The following is a 17,322-nucleotide window of genomic DNA, read 5'->3' on the forward strand; positions in this document are numbered from 1 at the left end:
CAGCCTGGAGGCTGCTTGAAAATTTAAGTCTTCGAATTATTTTTTATCAACTAGGCTAAAGAACCAGTTCAGGAATAACGCAGCAAAGGTCGCTGTACCAATTCCACCTAGGTTAAAGTTACCGAAGGTCAGGGCAAAGTCACCCGTACCTAAAATAATGGTCACAGCCGCAACCATCAGATTTTTGTTTTGTGAGAAGTCGACTTTATTTTCAATCCAGATTTTTGCACCGGCAATGGTGATCAAACCAAAGACTACAATCGAAGCACCAGTCAGAATCGCAGTTGGAATGGTATGAATAATTGCACCAAACTTCGGTGATAGGCCAAGGAAGACTGCAAACACACCGGCTACGGCAAAGATAATGGTGGAGTAAACCCGGGTCACAGCCATCACACCGATGTTTTCACCATACGTGGTCATCCCCGGAGCACCGACACCACCAGCCAAGGTAGTCGCAACACCATCTGCAACAAAGGCTTTACCGATATGCGGATCCAGGTTTTCTCCAGTCATTGCGCCGACTGCTTTAATATGCCCGAGGTTTTCAGCGACCAGAATCAAGGCAATCGGTGCAATGATCAGCATGGCATTCAATTCAAAAGTCGGCGCATGGAAGGTCGGTACACCAAACCAAGCTGCTTGCTGAATTGGCAGGAAATTGATAGCAGTGCCATAACCCATGACATTGCTAAGTACGAAATAGATCAGATAAGCCAATAACAGGCCGACCAATAAAAGCAGACGCTGTAATAGACCACGGGTGAAGACGGCAATTGAACCCATACACAATACTGTGACCAAAGACATCCACATATTAAAAGTATTGCCCATCACGCTTTTTACAGTCACAGGAGCCAGGTTCAGACCAATAATCATGACCACCGCACCAGTCACCACAGGCGGCATCAATTTCTCAATCCAGCGGGTTCCTGTTGCCATGACCAGAAAACCCATCAGGGCATAGAAGATACCACAGGCAATAATCCCGCCTGCTGCAACGCCAATATTCGGATTGAGGCCACCACCGGCATAACCGGTTGCCGCAATCACGACCCCAATGAAGGCAAAGCTTGATCCTAGATAACTTGGAACCCGGCCACCTGTCATGATAAAGAACAGAATGGTACAGATCCCTGACATTAAGATGGCCAGGTTGGGATCAAAGCCCATCAAAAACGGGGCCAGTACAGTGGCACCAAACATTGCAAAAGCGTGTTGTACACCTAGAATTAAAGTTTGTGCGGGTGGTAAATACTCTGCGGTACCTACTGGTCGTGCATCGATACTGCCCTCATAAGGGCGCCATTTGGGAAACCAACTGGACATAAAATGAGCACTCAAAAGATAAATTGAGCACATCATACTCTTGTTCTTTCGAAGATTTAATTACCAAAACAAAATTTTTGTTCAAATTAATTCTATGACTTTATTTGAGATTTTACCGTGTGGTAAAAGTAAAGTGGTTTAAAAATAAAGTGAAATCAGTAGATTAATTCATCAGCTACTTCTTGGGATGATCTATAAATAAATCTAATGTGATATATAAAAGAAAGCTTTTTTGGCTATTGACTGATCAATAAAAAAGCACATCATGGAGATGTGCTTCTTCATGATTAAAAATTACTTAGCCCGTATTACGTAAACCAGCGGCAATTCCAGCAATACTTACCATTAAGGCATGATCTACCGGGGTGTGTTCAGCATTTTGCTCTGCCAGATACAGACGACGGCGTTTCATCAGTTCGGCCTGTAACAAGTGCAGCGGCAGTAAATAGGGCTTACGCACACGCATTGATTGATCCAGCACATCGTTACTGGTCAGCAGTTTTGATTCACCTTTTAAAGTCAGTAGCGTTTGTACTGCATCTTTCAGACGTTGACGCAGTTCCTCACCCAATACTTTCAGGTCGGGATCATGAGTCAAGTGTGACTCATAATACAATGCCACATCACCATCTGCTTTGGACAGGACCATTTCCAGCATATCAATCAGGGTCTGGAAATATGGCCACTGCGCTAGCATTTCATCGAGTGTAGCACGTTGACCCTGATCCAGTACCTCATTTAATGCAGCACCGGTACCGAGCCAGGCAGGTAGCATCAGACGGATCTGGGTCCAGGCAAAGACCCATGGAATTGCACGTAAAGATTCAATCCCACCACTGACTTTACGTTTCGCTGGACGTGAACCTAAGGGCAGCATTTGCAGTTCCAGCTCAGGGGTGACGGTACGCAGGTATTTTACAAAGTGAGGATTTTCACGGACTGTCTGGCGATAGACCTGTACCGATAAATCGGTCATCTGATGCATCAGGTCACGCCATTCTGTTTTCGGCACAGGGGGCGGCAATAGCGTTGCTTCCAGTGTTGCCGCGGTATAGATCTCCAGGTTTTGTAGCGCGATGCCTTCCAGACCGAACTTGAAGCGGATCATCTCACCCTGTTCAGTGACACGAATCGCACCTGAGATCGAGCCGGGTGGTTGTGAGAACAGGGCCTGTTGTGTTGGAGCACCCCCTCGGCTGATTGAACCGCCACGGCCGTGGAACAGCGTCAGCTGGATACCATGCTGTTTTGCAACAGCCGTTAGTTCCTCTTGGGCACGGTATTGCGCCCAGTTGGCAGACATAAAACCGGCATCCTTGGCTGAATCTGAATAGCCAATCATGACTTCATGCTTGCCCTGAATATGCTGTTTATACCAGTGCATATTGAACAGGGTCGACATGGTGCTGGCTGCGTCGTCGAGATCTTTCAAAGTTTCAAAGAGAGGCACTACACGTAAAGCCTGTTTGATGCCTGCTTCTTTTTGCAGCAATAAAACCGCCAGTACATCACTTGGATATTCCGCCATCGAAATGATATAGGCACCGAGTGATTCACTTGGCTGTTCTGCCAGCGTACGCATGGTCGCGAAGACTTCCTGCACATCCGGATGCTCAATCAGGCTACCGGCCGGTTCATTGAGGTATTTTGGTAATAACGGACGCTTGCTTTGCAGTTCCTGTAATAAGAAATTTTGACGTGCCTGTTCAGTCCAGGTTTCAAAATTACCTAAGCCAAGATACTCCGTAATCGCAGAGATCGCCTGACGGTGACGGCCAGATTCCTGACGGATATCCAGTTTCAGCAATTCAATGCCGAAACTGTTCACACGGTAAATAAAGTCCAGCAGTTTGCCATTGGCAATTTCTGGTAGATTGCACGCTAGCAGCGAGCGATAGCACAGCAATAAAGGCTGTAATAACTCATCTTTGGTTTTAATTACCTGGCTGTCATCGGCATCATGACCATGCAGTTTTTCTGCTAGCCAGTGCCGCGTTGCTTTCAGGCGTTCACGGGTGTCACGGAGATATTCACGATAAGGTTCCGGATGTGAGCTGCCCAGCGCCTGTTGCAGTTCTTCACTGCATTGCTGGATCGACAGTTCCCAGCGCAGATCTTCAATATCACGTAAATACAGATCAGCGGCTTTCCAGCGTGACAGCCATAGTACTTCCTGAGTAATGTGATGGGTCACATTCGGGTTACCGTCACGGTCACCTCCCATCCAGGAGGCAAAACGCACTGGCGCAACACTGAGCGGTAATGACTGACCGCACTGTTCCTGTACCATGCCATCCAGTTCACGGATGAATTTTGGTACTGCATTCCATAAGGTCTGTTCAATGGTAGTAAAGCCCCATTTGGCTTCATCGACTGGTGTCGGACGATGCTGACGGATTTCATCGGTCTGCCAGGCAGACGTGATTAGCTGTTTCAGTTCGGCCAAAATGGCTTGGCGTTCACGCGGGGTGAGTTTCTGCTGGTCGCATTTGGACAGACAGTCATTGATACCATCATATTTTTGAATCAGGGTACGTCGGCTGACTTCAGTCGGATGCGCAGTCAGTACCAGTTCAATTTTCAGTTCACAGATCTGCTGATATAGGCTTTCAGCGGAAATTTCCTGCTGTTTAAATTTTTCAAATAGGGGAACCAGGGGATTTGGCGATTCGGCAGTTTCATCAAATTCGCTTTGACGGCGACGACGGACCACGTGATATTGCTCGGCAATATTGGCAAAGTTCAGGAAGTGGGTAAAGGCGCGGGTAAGCGGAAGAATTTCATCATCTTCCAGACTGAGAAATAGCTGTTCGAGTTGTTTTTCTGCTTCTAGCTGGCCGTCGCGAGCACCTTTGGAAAGCGCCCGAATCTGTTCCACCTGATTAAACAAATCCTGCCCCGCATGTAGCTTTAAGGTTTCACCGAGCAGATTGCCCAGTAAACGTACGTCTTCGCGTAGTGGTGCATCAATTTGTTGAGCCATTTTTATATTCCCTCTGTTGCATTTCCTGACTATACCGCGCCTGGAAAGCATTCCAAGCCCATTACAGACAAAAGTCGGACACGACCTGCCTATAAAATAGCAAGGTGAATGCCAATTTGTATGAATCTAATTACAAATTGGCATTTTAGGCGGCATAGCGCAATAAGAAAATATGAATAGCGTCCTGAATAATTATTTGCTGTTTTTCTAAGGCAGGTACGGGAAACACACCCAGCAGAACTTTCTGATGCCGGTTACCAAATAGCAGTGAGAGCATCAGTTCAGTTTGACGCAATGGATCATCTTGCTGAATAAAATGATAGCTCTGGGCCAGATGAAAGAACTCTTGCCAGAGCTGGCTTAATCGCAGATGCGAGGCATTAAAGAATTGTTGAGTTAAAGGACTTTGCTCGGAAGCCAGTTCCATCAGCAGTAAATCCAGTTTAATCGCTTCCGGCAGATTGACCATATTCATCGACAATATACAGGCTTCATGCAACGCATCACAAAAATTGCTCTTGGCATGCAGCAGTGTCGTTGGACTGGCTGGAATCAGATGCTCGCAAGTATCTTCAATCGCGCAGGTAAACAGTGTGGCTTTGTCCTGAAAATGGTTATACACCGTCAGCTTGGTTACGCCTGCAGCCTGCGCAATCTGGTTCATGCTGGAACCATGATAGCCATGCTGCAGAAACAGGTGTTTGGCCGCATCCAGAATACGCCGGCGCTTTTCGAGATCTTTAGGACGTCCTACGGGAATTTGCACATTTTTTTCCAAAAAAATAAAAATGGTCATTGTTTTATGGGGGGAATTCTAATTAGTGTGCCGCATGGTATATTAATTAAAAAATAACCAGTTCACTATAGCGCAGTCTATCGACCAGAAAAATCATTATTTGATAAGAGCAGACAACATGAGCACGATTCAGTACGTCCTGACCGGCATGATTATAGCTTGCAGTGTGACCTTAGGGGGATGCAGCAAAAACAATGCGGCAACAGAACAGGAAGTTCCCTTTGTCATGGTGACTCAGCCGAATACTTCCTATTTAGAACAGAAAAGCTATGCCGGGGATGTGCAGGCACGTCAGCAAACGCCGCTGGCGTTCCGGGTCGCTGGTCAGATCATCCAGCGCTATGTCGATGTCGGGGATCAGGTGCGGGTCGGGCAGGTACTGGCAAGCTTAGATGTCAAGGATGCGGAACTGCAGTTAAACGCAGCGCGTGCCCAACTGGAAAGTGCCCAGTCCGCAGCCAAAATTGCGGAAGATGAACTGAACCGTTTTAAACAGTTACTGCCGGCCAATGCGGTCAGCCGCTCGCAATATGATGCAGTCGAGAATCAATATAAGGCAGCTAGATCGAATCTAAAGCAGGCCCAGTCCAATTATGATGTCAGCCGTAACCAGACGGGTTATAACCGCTTAATTGCCAATAAAAATGGCGTGATTACTGCACGTCATATTGAAGTCGGTCAGGTCGTGGCAGCAGGACAGGCAGCCTTTGAAATTGCACTCTCCGGAGATCGTGAAGTGGTGATTGGGGTACCGGAACAGGCGGTGAGCGAGATTAAGGTTGGTCAGCCGGCCTGGGTTACCCTCTGGTCGAAAAAAGATGAAAAATTCAGTGCTTATGTGCGTGAGATTTCTCCGGCTGCAGATCAGTCCCGGACTTTTACGGTGCGGGTAGCACTACGTGAAGGTCAGAAGTCGATTCAGCTCGGACAAAGTGCCCGTGTGTTTTTTATCAAAACTCAGGACAATGCGCTGAGCGTACCCTTATCCAGTGTCTCTGCGACGGATGGCCAGGCCTATGTCATGGTGGTTAAGCCGGATTCTACCGTGCGTAAGCTGCCGGTACAGATTGGTGCTTATGGCCGTGACTCTGTGCCTGTGCTGAGTGGCCTCAAAGCAGATGATTATGTCGTGATTGGAGGCATTCACCTGCTCCGGGATCAGCAAAAAATCCGTCCGATTGACCGTCAGAACCGTAGTGTGACCATTCGGGCTGGAGGTTAAACATGAATTTTAACCTTTCCGAATGGGCCCTGAAAAATAAGGGTCTGGTGCTGTACTTCATGATTCTGCTCGGTCTGGTCGGCATCATGTCCTATTCCAAACTGTCACAGAGCGAAGATCCACCTTTTACCTTTAAGGTGATGGTGGTCCAGACCTACTGGCCGGGGGCCAGTGCACAGGAAGTTTCCCTGCAGGTCACGGACCGGATTGAAAAGGAGCTGATGACCACGGGACAGTATGAACGCATTATGGCGTACTCACGTCCAGGGGAATCTTTGGTGACCTTTATTGCCAAAGACAGTTTACGCTCCAAAGATATTCCTGATGTTTGGTATCAGGTGCGCAAAAAAGTCAATGATATCCGGCATGAACTGCCACAAGGCGTGCAAGGTCCGTTCTTTAACGATGAATTCGGCGATACCTTCGGCAATATCTATGTGCTGAAAGGCAAAGATTTCGACTACGCGACACTCAAAGAATATGCCGACCGTCTGCAACTGCAATTGCAGCGTGTCAAAGATGTTGCCAAAGTTGAGCTGATTGGCCTGCAAGACCAGAAAATCTGGATTGAGATTTCTAATACCAAAGCTGCACAGCTGGGTATTCCAGTCACTGCCATTCAGCAATCGCTACAACAGCAAAATGCTATGAGCAATGCCGGTTTCTTTGAAACTGACACAGACCGGATTCAGGTTCGGGTCAGCGGTGCATTGCAGACTGTAGAAGAGCTACAGCAGATGCCACTGTATGTGAATGGTAAAACCATCCAGCTCGGCGATGTCGCAGAGGTCTATCGCGGCTTTACCGATCCCGCCCAGCCACGTATGCGTTTTATGGGGGAAAACGGTATTGGTATTGCGGTATCGATGCGTAAGGGTGGGGACATCATTGCCTTGGGTAAACATCTGGAACAGGAATTTGCCCGCCTGCAGAAATCCCTGCCTCTGGGGATGGACCTGCAAAAAGTATCGGATCAGCCGGTGGCGGTCAAACGCAGTATCAACGAGTTTATGAAGGTGCTGGCGGAAGCGGTGATTATCGTGCTTCTGGTCAGCTTCTTCTCTCTCGGTTTCCGTCCGGGTCTGGTGGTGGCTTTTTCGATTCCTTTGGTGCTGGCGATGACCTTTGCCGGGATGCAGCTATTTGATGTCGGTCTGCACAAGATTTCCCTAGGTGCACTGATTCTGGCACTTGGCCTGCTGGTCGATGATGCCATTATTGCCATTGAGATGATGGCGATCAAAATGGAACAGGGCTATAGCCGGCTGGAAGCTGCCGGGCATGCCTGGCGTACCACGGCATTTCCGATGTTGACCGGAACCCTGATTACGGCAGCTGGCTTCCTGCCAATTGCGACTGCTGCATCCAGCACTGGGGAATATACCCGTTCTATCTTTCAGGTGGTGACCCTGGCCTTGCTGGTGTCCTGGATTGCTGCGGTGCTGTTTGTCCCTTATCTGGGTGACAAACTCCTGCCGGATTTTAATAAAGACCTGATCCAGAAAGCACCTTGGTATCAGCGCCTCTGGGCACGTCTGCGCAAGCAGCCTGAACCAGAGCCGATTGTGCATCATGCGGGGGAGCATCATGATCCTTATCAAACCCGGTTCTATCAGGGTTTTAGACGCTGGGTAAATACCTGTGTCACTTATCGCAAGACCGTGATTGCGTTGACTGTAGGAATTTTTGTCCTGTCGATCATCATGTTTAAATTGGTACCGCAACAGTTCTTTCCACCCTCCAATCGGGCGGAGATCCTGGTCGATCTGAAACTAGAAGAGGGGGCTTCACTGAAAGCCACCGAAGCTGCTGTGAAAAAAGTCGAAGCTTTCCTGTCTAAACAGGAGGGCATTGATAATTACGTGGTTTACGTCGGCACCGGTTCACCGCGTTTCTATTTGCCACTTGATCAGCAATTGCCTCAAACCAGCTTTGCCCAGTTTGTGGTACTGGCCTCTTCCCTGGAAGATCGCAATGAAATCCGTGAATCTTTAAGCAAGCAGATTCGTCTGCTGTTACCTGAAGTACGTACTCGTGTATCCTTGCTGGAAAATGGTCCACCAGTCGGCTATCCACTTCAATTCCGGGTGTCGGGTGAAGACTTGGCACTGGTACGCAGCTGGGCACAAAAAGTCGCTGCCAAGGTAGCTGAAAACCAGAACACCACCAATGTGCATCTGGACTGGGGCGAGCCAAGTAAAGTGATCAAATTAGACATTGATCAGGACCGTGCCCGTCAGATGGGTGTGAGCAGTAGTGATCTGGCCAATTTCCTGAACAGCTCCATTGCAGGCGCGGGACTGGATCAGTTCCGGGAAAAACGTGAGCTGATTGAAATCCGTCTGCGTGGTGAGCAGGCTGAACGTGTCGATGTGGCATCTTTAAGCAGTCTGGCGGTACCCACTGCACGTGGTAACTTTGTGCCCTTGGCGCAGATTGCCAATATTGAATACAGCTTTGAAGAGGGACTAATCTGGCATCGTAACCGTTTGCCGACGATTACCGTACGTGCGGATATCCGTAGCAATTTACAACCAGCCACCGTGGTCAATCAGCTTGCTCCTGTCTTGGAGAGCATTAAAGCTCAATTACCAAGTGGCTACTTGATTGAGGTAGGCGGAACCGTAGAGGAATCAGCACGTGGTCAGACCTCTGTGAATGCCGGTATGCCATTGTTCCTGGCAGTGGTTCTGACCCTGCTGATGATCCAGCTAAGAAGTATGTCACGGACCTTTATTGTGTTCCTGACCGCCCCACTGGGCATCATTGGCGTGGTACTCTTTCTGTTATTGTTTAATAAACCGTTTGGTTTCGTCGCCATGCTGGGTACGATTGCACTCTCAGGCATGATCATGCGTAATTCCCTGATTCTGATTGATCAAATTGAACAGGATATTCAGGCTGGGGAATCACAATGGGATGCCATCATCAATGCCACGGTACGCCGTTGCCGTCCAATTGTATTGACTGCCTTGGCTGCTGTACTGGCCATGATTCCACTTTCACGTAGCATTTTCTTCGGTCCCATGGCAGTTGCTATCATGGGCGGACTGATTGTGGCGACACTGTTAACCCTGTTTTTCCTGCCGGCCTTGTATGCGCAATGGTTTAAGGTAAAGAAAACTTCGCGATCGGTCTAAAACTGTCTTAAAATCAGGTGCGAAATATTAAATTTTTTAATATAGTAGTGCCTGATAATTTTACAATTTTAAAAAATGCGAAGTTGCCGTTTTTCCCGTGTTGCAGAAACGGGCAACGAGGTTGAAAGAGACATGAATCAAAAAAGTTTAACTCAAATGCGGCGCTCTGTAGCCATTGCATATGTGTTCATGTTTTTAGCCTCTTTTACCGTGATTTTTGGAATTTTTTCTTATTGGTTAGCACGCAAAGTCGCTCAGGTCGACTATGCAGAAGTCTGGCTACAGGCACAAGCGCTGTGGATCATGCGTAATGTGGTAATCTATACCATGCTGGCTGTTTTTGCAGCCCTCTGGTTCATTCCACTCTTTTTCCATGCCTGGGACAGCATGTTATGGGTGAAAGCCTGCACGGTCGCTGGCGTCGTATTCAGCTTTATTGCGTTTATTTTCATGATTAATGCCTGGTTCAAGGGCGTTTCCAAATTCTATCAAAGCAAAGCTGTTTTCTAGGCTTTCGATTTTTTTTCATATTCCCCCTTGTAAAAACTGGTTTGACCCCCAATTTCAGACCACAGTTAAGTATTAAATAAAATTCCGTGAGGAGCATCGCCAGACATGGCTAAACGTGATTATTATGAGGTTTTGGGTGTTGCTAAAACCGCTAGTGATGATGAGATTAAAAAAGCCTACCGTAAGTTGGCGATGAAATATCATCCAGACCGCAACCCTGACAATCCAGAAGCTGAAGAAAAGTTCAAGGAAGCTTCAGAAGCTTATGAAGTACTGTCTGACAGCGAAAAGCGCAGCATGTACGACCGCATGGGCCATCAGGCCTTTGAAGGTGGTATGGGCGGCGGCGGTGGCTTCGGCGGTGGTTTTAGCGCAGAAGATATTTTCAGCCAGTTCGGTGACATCTTTGGTGGGGCATTTGGTGGTGGTCGTCAGCAACAACGTGCGCGCCGTGGTTCTGACTTACGTTATGTCATGGAACTGAGCCTGGAAGAAGCAGTCAAAGGCGTCAAGAAAACTATTACTTTCACTGCACCTGCACCATGTGATGCCTGTGATGGTAAAGGTTCCAAAAATCCGAATGATGTGGAAACTTGTCCGACCTGTCATGGTGCAGGCCAGGTACGTATGCAGCAGGGCTTCTTCTCTGTACAGCAAACCTGTAGCACCTGTCGTGGTCAAGGCAAGATCATCAAGAATCCATGTAATAAATGTCATGGTTCGGGCGTATCTGATCGTCAGCAAACCCTGGAAGTTACCATTCCAGCGGGTGTGGACAATGGCGACCGCGTACGTTTAACCGGTAAGGGTGAAGCGATTCGTGATGGTCAATCAGGCGATCTGTACGTAGAAGTAGTGGTGCGTGAGCACGAGATCTTCCAGCGTGATGGTGCTGACCTGTATATGGATGTGCCTGTTTCAATTGCTGATGCTGCATTGGGTAAAGAGATTGAAATCCCAACCCTGGATGGCCGTGTCAGCCTGAAAATCCCGGAAGGTACGCAAACCGGTAAATTATTCCGTTTACGTGGTAAGGGTGTAAAACCTGTTCGTACCAGCATGACTGGTGACCTGTTATGCCGGATTGTGGTTGAAACACCGGTAAACCTGACTGCACGTCAGCGTGAATTGTTGAAAGAGCTGCAAGCATCAATGGATGGGGAAGGTAGCCAATCTTCACCGAAGAAAAAATCATTCTTTGATCGTCTGTTTGACTAATTGAATGAAAATAAAAAAGGATGCTCAGGCGTCCTTTTTTATATCTTAGCTTTATAGTCCACCGATTTTTAAAGAGAAAAAATTGGTATCTTCCTCAGGTTTCTGTATAAGTTTACTGCTCAGTAAAGCTCCTGTCATACCTTACATTCCTGTGGCTTGAACTTACTCTTTTATTTCAACAAAGCTAACATAAATGATACTGATCTCATCTTTTGCAATTTGCTGAAGTAGCTAAACTGATTATAAGAATAAAGAAGTTGATCACGCATAATTTTTTTAAAATTTAAGGTAACCGAGATGATAAAAGTAAATATTGGTATTTCAGCCGAAGACAGAGCGGAAATTGTAGAAGGTCTATCCAGACTACTTGCCGATAGCTACACCTTATATTTAATGACCCATAACTTTCACTGGAATGTCACCGGCCCGCAATTTAATACTCTACATAACATGTTTATGCAGCAATATACCGAACAGTGGAATGCTTTAGACATTATTGCAGAACGGATCCGTTCTTTGGGCTTTCCGACGCCAGGAACCTATCAGCAGTTTGCAAAGCTGACTTCTATTGAGGAAATTGAAGGTGTTCCTAAAGCGGAGGAAATGATTCGCTTACTGGTCAATGCCCATGAGACGGTTGCCCGTACCGCAAGAAGCATGTTTGACATTGTAGACAAGGCAAATGACCAGCCAACTGCAGATATCCTGACTCAACGTCTGAATGTACACGAGAAAACAGCCTGGATGTTAAGAAGTCTGTTAGAAGAGTAAATCTTTCAGATATTCAAAGCTGAATTTTTAGTTTTCTATTTTCAAGGTATTGCTCTCATACAACTGGCCCATGGTGATCCTATGGGCTTTTTATATTTTTAATCCTGAGCTCATCGTGTATACAGGAAAAACAGCTTGCCCAATATTTTATAGAAAGCCGACTCTTTAAAATTTAATTAAACATTTCCTGCATATCAAAAACGCTCATGATCTTCTTTAATTCTTTTCATTGATTTTTATGCGATCAATCTTAGTGTTAGGAGCGAGTTTTGCTATAGTAAGAACAATTTCGAATCAATATCAGGACTATGTTATGTCAGCGACACCACGCATTGGAATTTTAGGTGCAGGCGGCCGTATGGGACGCATCCTTATTCAGGCAGTGAAAGAAGCCGGCTATCAATTGGGCGCAGCAGTTGAACGCCCAGAAAGTACTTTAATTGGTACAGATGCAGGTGAAATGGCAGGTATTGGTGTAGTTGGTGTAAAAGTCGTGGGTAGCCTTGAAGAAGTGGTGAAAGACTGTGATGTGGTCATTGACTTCACTGCACCTGCAGCCACTATACATCACCTTAAAGTGTGCCGTGAAAATGGCGTGGCCATCGTGATTGGTACCACGGGTCTCAACGACGAACAAAAAGCTTACCTCGATGAGTCTGCAACTGAAACCCCTGTGGTCTACGCTGCCAACTATTCAGTGGGTGTAAACGTGTCAATTAAACTACTAGAGCTAGCATCTAAAGTATTTGGTGATACCGTTGATATTGAAGTGATTGAAGCGCACCATCGTCATAAAGTGGATGCACCATCAGGTACAGCACTGATGTGGGGTGAGGCAATTGCAGGTGCACTCGGCCGTGATCTGAAAAAAGATGCAGTCTATCACCGTGAAGGCCATACAGGTCCACGTGAGCGCCAAAGTATCGGCTTCCAAACGATTCGTGGTGGTGATATTGTGGGTGAACATACAGCGATGTTTATTGCCGATGGTGAACGCGTTGAAATTACCCATAAAGCCACTAACCGCATGAACTTCGCTTCAGGTGCAGTACGTGCCGCAGCTTGGGTAGTTGGTCGCGATGCGCGCAAATATGACATGAAAGATGTACTTGGTTTTAACGATATTCAAGTTTAAATTTTCGTCAAAATCATTTATAAGTATAAGAATAACTAAAACTAAAATAAGACGACAATGAAATGAAAAAAGTCATACTCATGATCTGTGCTGTGGCATTTGCCGCCGCAGCACAGCCTAAATCTGTACCAAATGCCAAACTCAGTATTAATAAAAATAATATCAAGGTCTGGACCTATCAAGACAAGAATAATCCGGTTTTTCTGTATAAAGCTGAAACGACCTATGATGTACCGATAGAACAGGCAGTACACCTGATTATTGATGTCGATAATGCAGTAAAATGGGTGCCTTATATGGGCAATGTGAAGCTACTCTCCCGGGATGACAAAAAGGGGGATTTTACCTTGTATATGGTACTGGATTTTCCGTTTCCGCTGAAAGACCGGGACTTAGTGGTACAAGGGAAGATGATCCGTGAAGCCAATGGCCAGATCACGATTAAGAACAAAGCCATTCAAAAGGGCTATCCACTGAATCCGGATTATGTACGCTTGACCCATTATGAAGGTGATTGGACTTTTAACCGTTTAGGCGAGAAAAAGGTCAAGGTCTCTACTTATGGTTATGCCAATCCTGAAGGCTCTATCCCGCTGACTTTTGTAAATATGTTTGTACAGCAGCAGCCTTATCAGATGTTGCAAAAAATGAAGCTGGAACTGAATAAATCCTCGACAGTTCCGGTATTGCCAGAAGCGCTGCGTTAGTCAGTCTTGACATCCTCACCCACCTAAAGGAGGGTGATTCCTACTGCTAGACGCTCATGCCCGAGCGCAAGAATGTTTAGAGCTGAGTTTTTATCTCTATCGTGAGCTGTACCGCAACTTACGCACTCCCATTCTCTTATTCCAAGACCCGTCCTACCTTTCGGACTACTTGAGGTGATCTCACCACAGCACGAACAGATTTGGGTGGTATAGGCTTCATTGACTTCCTCAAACAATACCCCTGCGTTCTCGCATTTATACTTGAGCAATGTTTTTAGTGCCGAAAACCCTGTATCTAAAACAGACTTTGCCATTTTAGTTTTGACTAGTTTCCTGGCACTTAAGTCACCCACAACAATTAGTGCATTGTTTTTTACAAGCATGGTGCTTGCTTTGTGCAAATGATCTTTACGACAATTTGCAATCTTAGCGTGTAATGCACGAACACGCTTTTTATTCCTTGATCGTTGAGCAATCCCTAATTTCTGTTCGTACTTCCGATAGAATTTAGGGTTTGTGATTACTGCGCCATCAGAGCAGGTGGCAATATCTTTTAAACCTAAATCAATGCCTATGGCTTTGGTTGCTATTGGTTTTTCTTGTTTAGGTGATTCAACCACGAGGCACACATACCAGCGCCCACGACTATCTTCAACAAATGAGCCAGTTTTAACCTTGTATTTGCCTATACCATAACTGTCCCATAAGTTGAATTTAGTTTTCCCGTACTCAACCCAGCCATCGGCATACTTGAATCCTGATTTTTTAAATGGTATCCAACCCAAAGATCGTCTTGCTGATTTTTTGTTGCTTACACGCCATTTCAGCTTTGCTTTTTTAAATTGCTTTCTTCGGGTAATAAGTTCTTCTGTAATGGCTTGAACAGTTTGACTATGCAGGTTGCATTCCTTAGAAGTACCTTTGGTGTATTCTGCAATATCGTATGCCGATAGAAATTCACCCTTACGCTTGAGATGTTTAAATCCTAAATCATTCACATAATTCCAAACAAAATTCACCTCAGATGCTAATTGGTCTAGCACCTTGCAATGTTTGTTTCTTATACGTAACTTAAGTGTTTTCATCATTAGAATATATTTAGTCTATGAACAATAGTCAAGAAATTAGAACAGGTCGTCACTGTGTTTTTAATATGCACGTTCACTTGGTATTTGTGGCGAAATATCGTAGAGATGTTTTCACCAATGCCATGCTTGAAACGATGCGTGAAGTATTTGAACGTGTCTGCTTAGACTTTGAAGCTGAATTGATAGAATTTGACGGTGAACATGATCATGTACATTTGCTCGTCAATTATCCACCTAAAGTCGCCATTTCTAGTTTAGTGAATAGCTTAAAAGGTGCGTCTAGTCGCATTCTACGAACTAAGCATCCTGAAATTAAGAGCAAATTATGGGGCAATGCCCTGTGGTCTCCAAGTTACTTCGCTGCGTCATGCGGAGGTGCGCCAATCGGAATTATTAAACACTATATTCAGCAACAGCAAACACCGCATTAATGGCTTACGCCAGTCGCTTATATCCTCGGGCTGAACCCCGAAGTTTTACGCTCCAACGGATAAAAATCTGCCCGACTATCGCAGAAGGGCAGATGAGTGTATTCAAATCAACAATTTAAAAATCTGCTTTTAACACGATACGGTAACGGGCCTTGCCAGAATGCAGGCGTTCAATCGCTGTATTGATATCTGACATTGGAAATAATTCAATTTGTGGCGCAATATTTTTACGCGCGGCAAATTTCAGTAACTGACGTAAAGCTGCTGGAGAACCTGTCGGTGAACCAGTCACGGATTTGGCACCGCCAATTAATGAGCCAGCCGAAATCTGCATCGGCTCTAAAGGTAAGCCCAGCATATGCACGGTACCATTCGGTGCCAGTGTCGCCAGATAAGCCTGCCAGTCCAACGTGACATTCACGGTACTGAGCAGTAAATCGAATTTACCACGCAGTTTTTTAATCGCTGCCGGATCACGGCTGTTCACCACATGATCCGCACCCATGGCTTTGAGCTCATCGGTTTTATCCAGGTTGGAGGTAAAAGCAGTAATCTCACAGCCCCAAGCTTTGAGCAATTTAATGGCGATATGCCCTAAACCGCCAATGCCAATAACCCCGACATGGTGAATGGCCTGAATCTGATGTTTCAGAATCGGATCAAATACGGTAATACCACCACAGAGCAGAGGACCGGCACTGGTCGGATCCAGATCTTCCGGTAGAGGAATTGCCCATTGCCAGCCAGCACGGACTTTATCGGCGAACCCACCGGCATGACCCACAATTGTGGCCACCTGACCGCCAGTACACATGACCTGTTGACCTGAAATACACGGGTCACAATGCTGGCAACTTTCTGCTGTCCAGCCAATGCCGACGCGCTGACCAACCTTTAAACCTTTGGCTTCCGAACCCAGTTGTGTGATTGTGCCAATAATTTCATGGCCGGCTACAACAGGATAGACTGAAGATCCCCAGTCATTATTGAGCACTGAAATATCGGAATGGCATAGGCCACAATATTCAACTTTGACTTCGACCTGATGTGGCTGAAGTTCACCTGCATCAAATTGATAAGGCTCTAGTGCTGCACCTGCAGACATTGCGGCATAGGCTTGAATGGTATTATTAGACATGGGCTCAGCTCTTATTTGAATGAGAGGATCTTGTTTTTAAAGTGACAGTGATTTTCATGGTCATCGACCATGCCCACTGCCTGCATAAAGGCATAACAAATCGTTGGACCAACAAATCTGAAACCGGCTTTCTTCAAGGCTTTGGACATGTGCTGACTTTCAGCAGTTTGCGCCGGAGCCTGACGATAATTTGCTACATCATTATTTAAACGCGGCTGCCAGGCAAAAGACCATAACCATTCGACCACATCATGACCTTGAGATTTCAGCTGTTGCCAGGCTCGGGCATTATCCCGAATTGCGGTCAGTTTACCGATATGCCGGATCAGACTAGCATCTTGCAGTTTTGCTGTGAGTTGCTCATCTGTAAAGGCAGCAATGGTTGCAATAGAATATTGAAAGAAATGTTCACGGTATGCTTCACGCTTTTTCAGGACCGTGATCCAGGCCAATCCTGCTTGCTGTCCTTCCAGACACAGCATTTCAAACAGACGCGGTTCATCCAGAATAACCTGTCCCCATTCTTGGTCATGATATTGAATATAAAGAGAATTATCGGAGCACCAGCCACAGCGTTGAATGGTCATGTAATGCTCCTTATTTTTAGAGTTTAAATGTGGTCCATTGATCTTGCTGGTTATCCCAGTAAGACAACTCTGCCTGCTCCAGATCACTAAACTGGATCCAGGCATCTTTGCCGCTCTTATCGGCATAACCGGTACTGATCAGAAGTGCATCTTCGGTGATTTCCATAATCCAGCCCTGATAAGTCTGGTCATTGAGCACGATTTTTTGTTGATTGCCTGACTCAGCAAATTCTACCAGACGGTTGATCAACGCTTCTGACATGTACA

Annotated in this window: 15 protein-coding genes; 8 read left to right on the top strand and 7 right to left on the bottom strand. The window is 46.1% G+C overall.

Annotated elements, in window-relative coordinates:
• Positions 1-36 precede the first annotated feature (36 nt).
• The 3 genes from HADU_RS12600 to HADU_RS12610 form a co-directional block, all read right to left on the bottom strand.
• Positions 37-1,329: a solute carrier family 23 protein gene (locus HADU_RS12600; RefSeq protein WP_008306987.1), complete on the bottom strand. Its 1,293-nt coding sequence runs from the start codon at positions 1,327-1,329 to the stop codon at positions 37-39.
• A 298-nt stretch (positions 1,330-1,627) separates the two neighbouring features.
• Positions 1,628-4,312, bottom strand: a complete 2,685-nt coding sequence (ppc, locus tag HADU_RS12605; RefSeq protein ID WP_008306988.1) for a phosphoenolpyruvate carboxylase — start codon at positions 4,310-4,312, stop codon at positions 1,628-1,630.
• A gap of 145 nt (positions 4,313-4,457) precedes the next feature.
• Positions 4,458-5,078, bottom strand: a complete 621-nt coding sequence (locus tag HADU_RS12610; protein WP_034592993.1) for a TetR/AcrR family transcriptional regulator — start codon at positions 5,076-5,078, stop codon at positions 4,458-4,460.
• Between the two features lie 148 nt (positions 5,079-5,226).
• Here HADU_RS12610 and HADU_RS12615 point away from each other — a divergent pair, with 148 nt between their 5' ends.
• The 7 genes from HADU_RS12615 (at position 5,227) to HADU_RS12645 (ending at position 13,811) form a co-directional block, all read left to right on the top strand.
• Positions 5,227-6,330 (top strand): efflux RND transporter periplasmic adaptor subunit, encoded by a 1,104-nt coding sequence (locus HADU_RS12615; RefSeq protein ID WP_008306992.1) that lies wholly within the window; start codon positions 5,227-5,229, stop codon positions 6,328-6,330.
• Positions 6,331-6,332: 2 nt separating this feature from the next.
• Complete coding sequence (locus HADU_RS12620; RefSeq protein ID WP_008306994.1) at positions 6,333-9,470, top strand: efflux RND transporter permease subunit; 3,138 nt, start codon at positions 6,333-6,335, stop codon at positions 9,468-9,470.
• A gap of 132 nt (positions 9,471-9,602) precedes the next feature.
• Entirely contained in the window at positions 9,603-9,980 is a 378-nt protein-coding gene (locus HADU_RS12625; RefSeq protein ID WP_004814094.1) for a hypothetical protein, read from the top strand.
• Between the two features lie 105 nt (positions 9,981-10,085).
• Positions 10,086-11,198 carry a molecular chaperone DnaJ gene (gene dnaJ, locus HADU_RS12630; protein ID WP_004895889.1) on the top strand — a complete coding sequence of 371 codons (1,113 nt, stop codon included), beginning with the start codon at positions 10,086-10,088 and terminating at the stop codon, positions 11,196-11,198.
• A 297-nt stretch (positions 11,199-11,495) separates the two neighbouring features.
• On the top strand, positions 11,496-11,969 hold the full coding sequence (locus HADU_RS12635) for a Dps family protein (protein WP_004814100.1): 474 nt from the start codon (positions 11,496-11,498) through the stop codon (positions 11,967-11,969).
• Between the two features lie 313 nt (positions 11,970-12,282).
• On the top strand, positions 12,283-13,104 hold the full coding sequence (gene dapB / locus HADU_RS12640) for a 4-hydroxy-tetrahydrodipicolinate reductase (protein ID WP_008307000.1): 822 nt from the start codon (positions 12,283-12,285) through the stop codon (positions 13,102-13,104).
• A 62-nt stretch (positions 13,105-13,166) separates the two neighbouring features.
• Positions 13,167-13,811, top strand: a complete 645-nt coding sequence (locus HADU_RS12645) for a hypothetical protein (protein ID WP_034592976.1) — start codon at positions 13,167-13,169, stop codon at positions 13,809-13,811.
• Between the two features lie 23 nt (positions 13,812-13,834).
• Here the strand turns inward: HADU_RS12645 and HADU_RS12650 are convergent, their stop codons facing one another.
• On the bottom strand, positions 13,835-14,896 hold the full coding sequence (locus HADU_RS12650; RefSeq protein ID WP_034592995.1) for an RNA-guided endonuclease InsQ/TnpB family protein: 1,062 nt from the start codon (positions 14,894-14,896) through the stop codon (positions 13,835-13,837).
• Between the two features lie 20 nt (positions 14,897-14,916).
• On the opposite strand from HADU_RS12650, the gene tnpA reads away from it, so the two are divergent.
• The gene (gene tnpA / locus HADU_RS12655; protein ID WP_004782114.1) at positions 14,917-15,330 is read left to right on the top strand and encodes an IS200/IS605 family transposase; all 414 of its coding nucleotides are present in this window, start codon (positions 14,917-14,919) and stop codon (positions 15,328-15,330) included.
• Between the two features lie 115 nt (positions 15,331-15,445).
• Here the strand turns inward: tnpA and ahr are convergent, their stop codons facing one another.
• The 3 genes from ahr to HADU_RS12670 are packed head-to-tail and all read right to left on the bottom strand — an operon-like array spanning position 15,446 to position 17,317.
• Positions 15,446-16,468, bottom strand: a complete 1,023-nt coding sequence (gene ahr, locus HADU_RS12660) for an NADPH-dependent aldehyde reductase Ahr (protein ID WP_008307005.1) — start codon at positions 16,466-16,468, stop codon at positions 15,446-15,448.
• Positions 16,469-16,479: 11 nt separating this feature from the next.
• Positions 16,480-17,055 carry a DNA-3-methyladenine glycosylase I gene (locus tag HADU_RS12665; protein WP_008307007.1) on the bottom strand — a complete coding sequence of 192 codons (576 nt, stop codon included), beginning with the start codon at positions 17,053-17,055 and terminating at the stop codon, positions 16,480-16,482.
• A gap of 16 nt (positions 17,056-17,071) precedes the next feature.
• Positions 17,072-17,317, bottom strand: coding sequence for a hypothetical protein (locus tag HADU_RS12670; RefSeq protein ID WP_008307008.1), 246 nt, complete (start codon positions 17,315-17,317; stop codon positions 17,072-17,074).
• Between the last annotated feature and the right edge of the window lie 5 nt (positions 17,318-17,322).

This window comes from Acinetobacter sp. HA (genome assembly GCF_000264725.1).
GTDB classification, from domain to species: domain Bacteria; phylum Pseudomonadota; class Gammaproteobacteria; order Pseudomonadales; family Moraxellaceae; genus Acinetobacter; species Acinetobacter schindleri.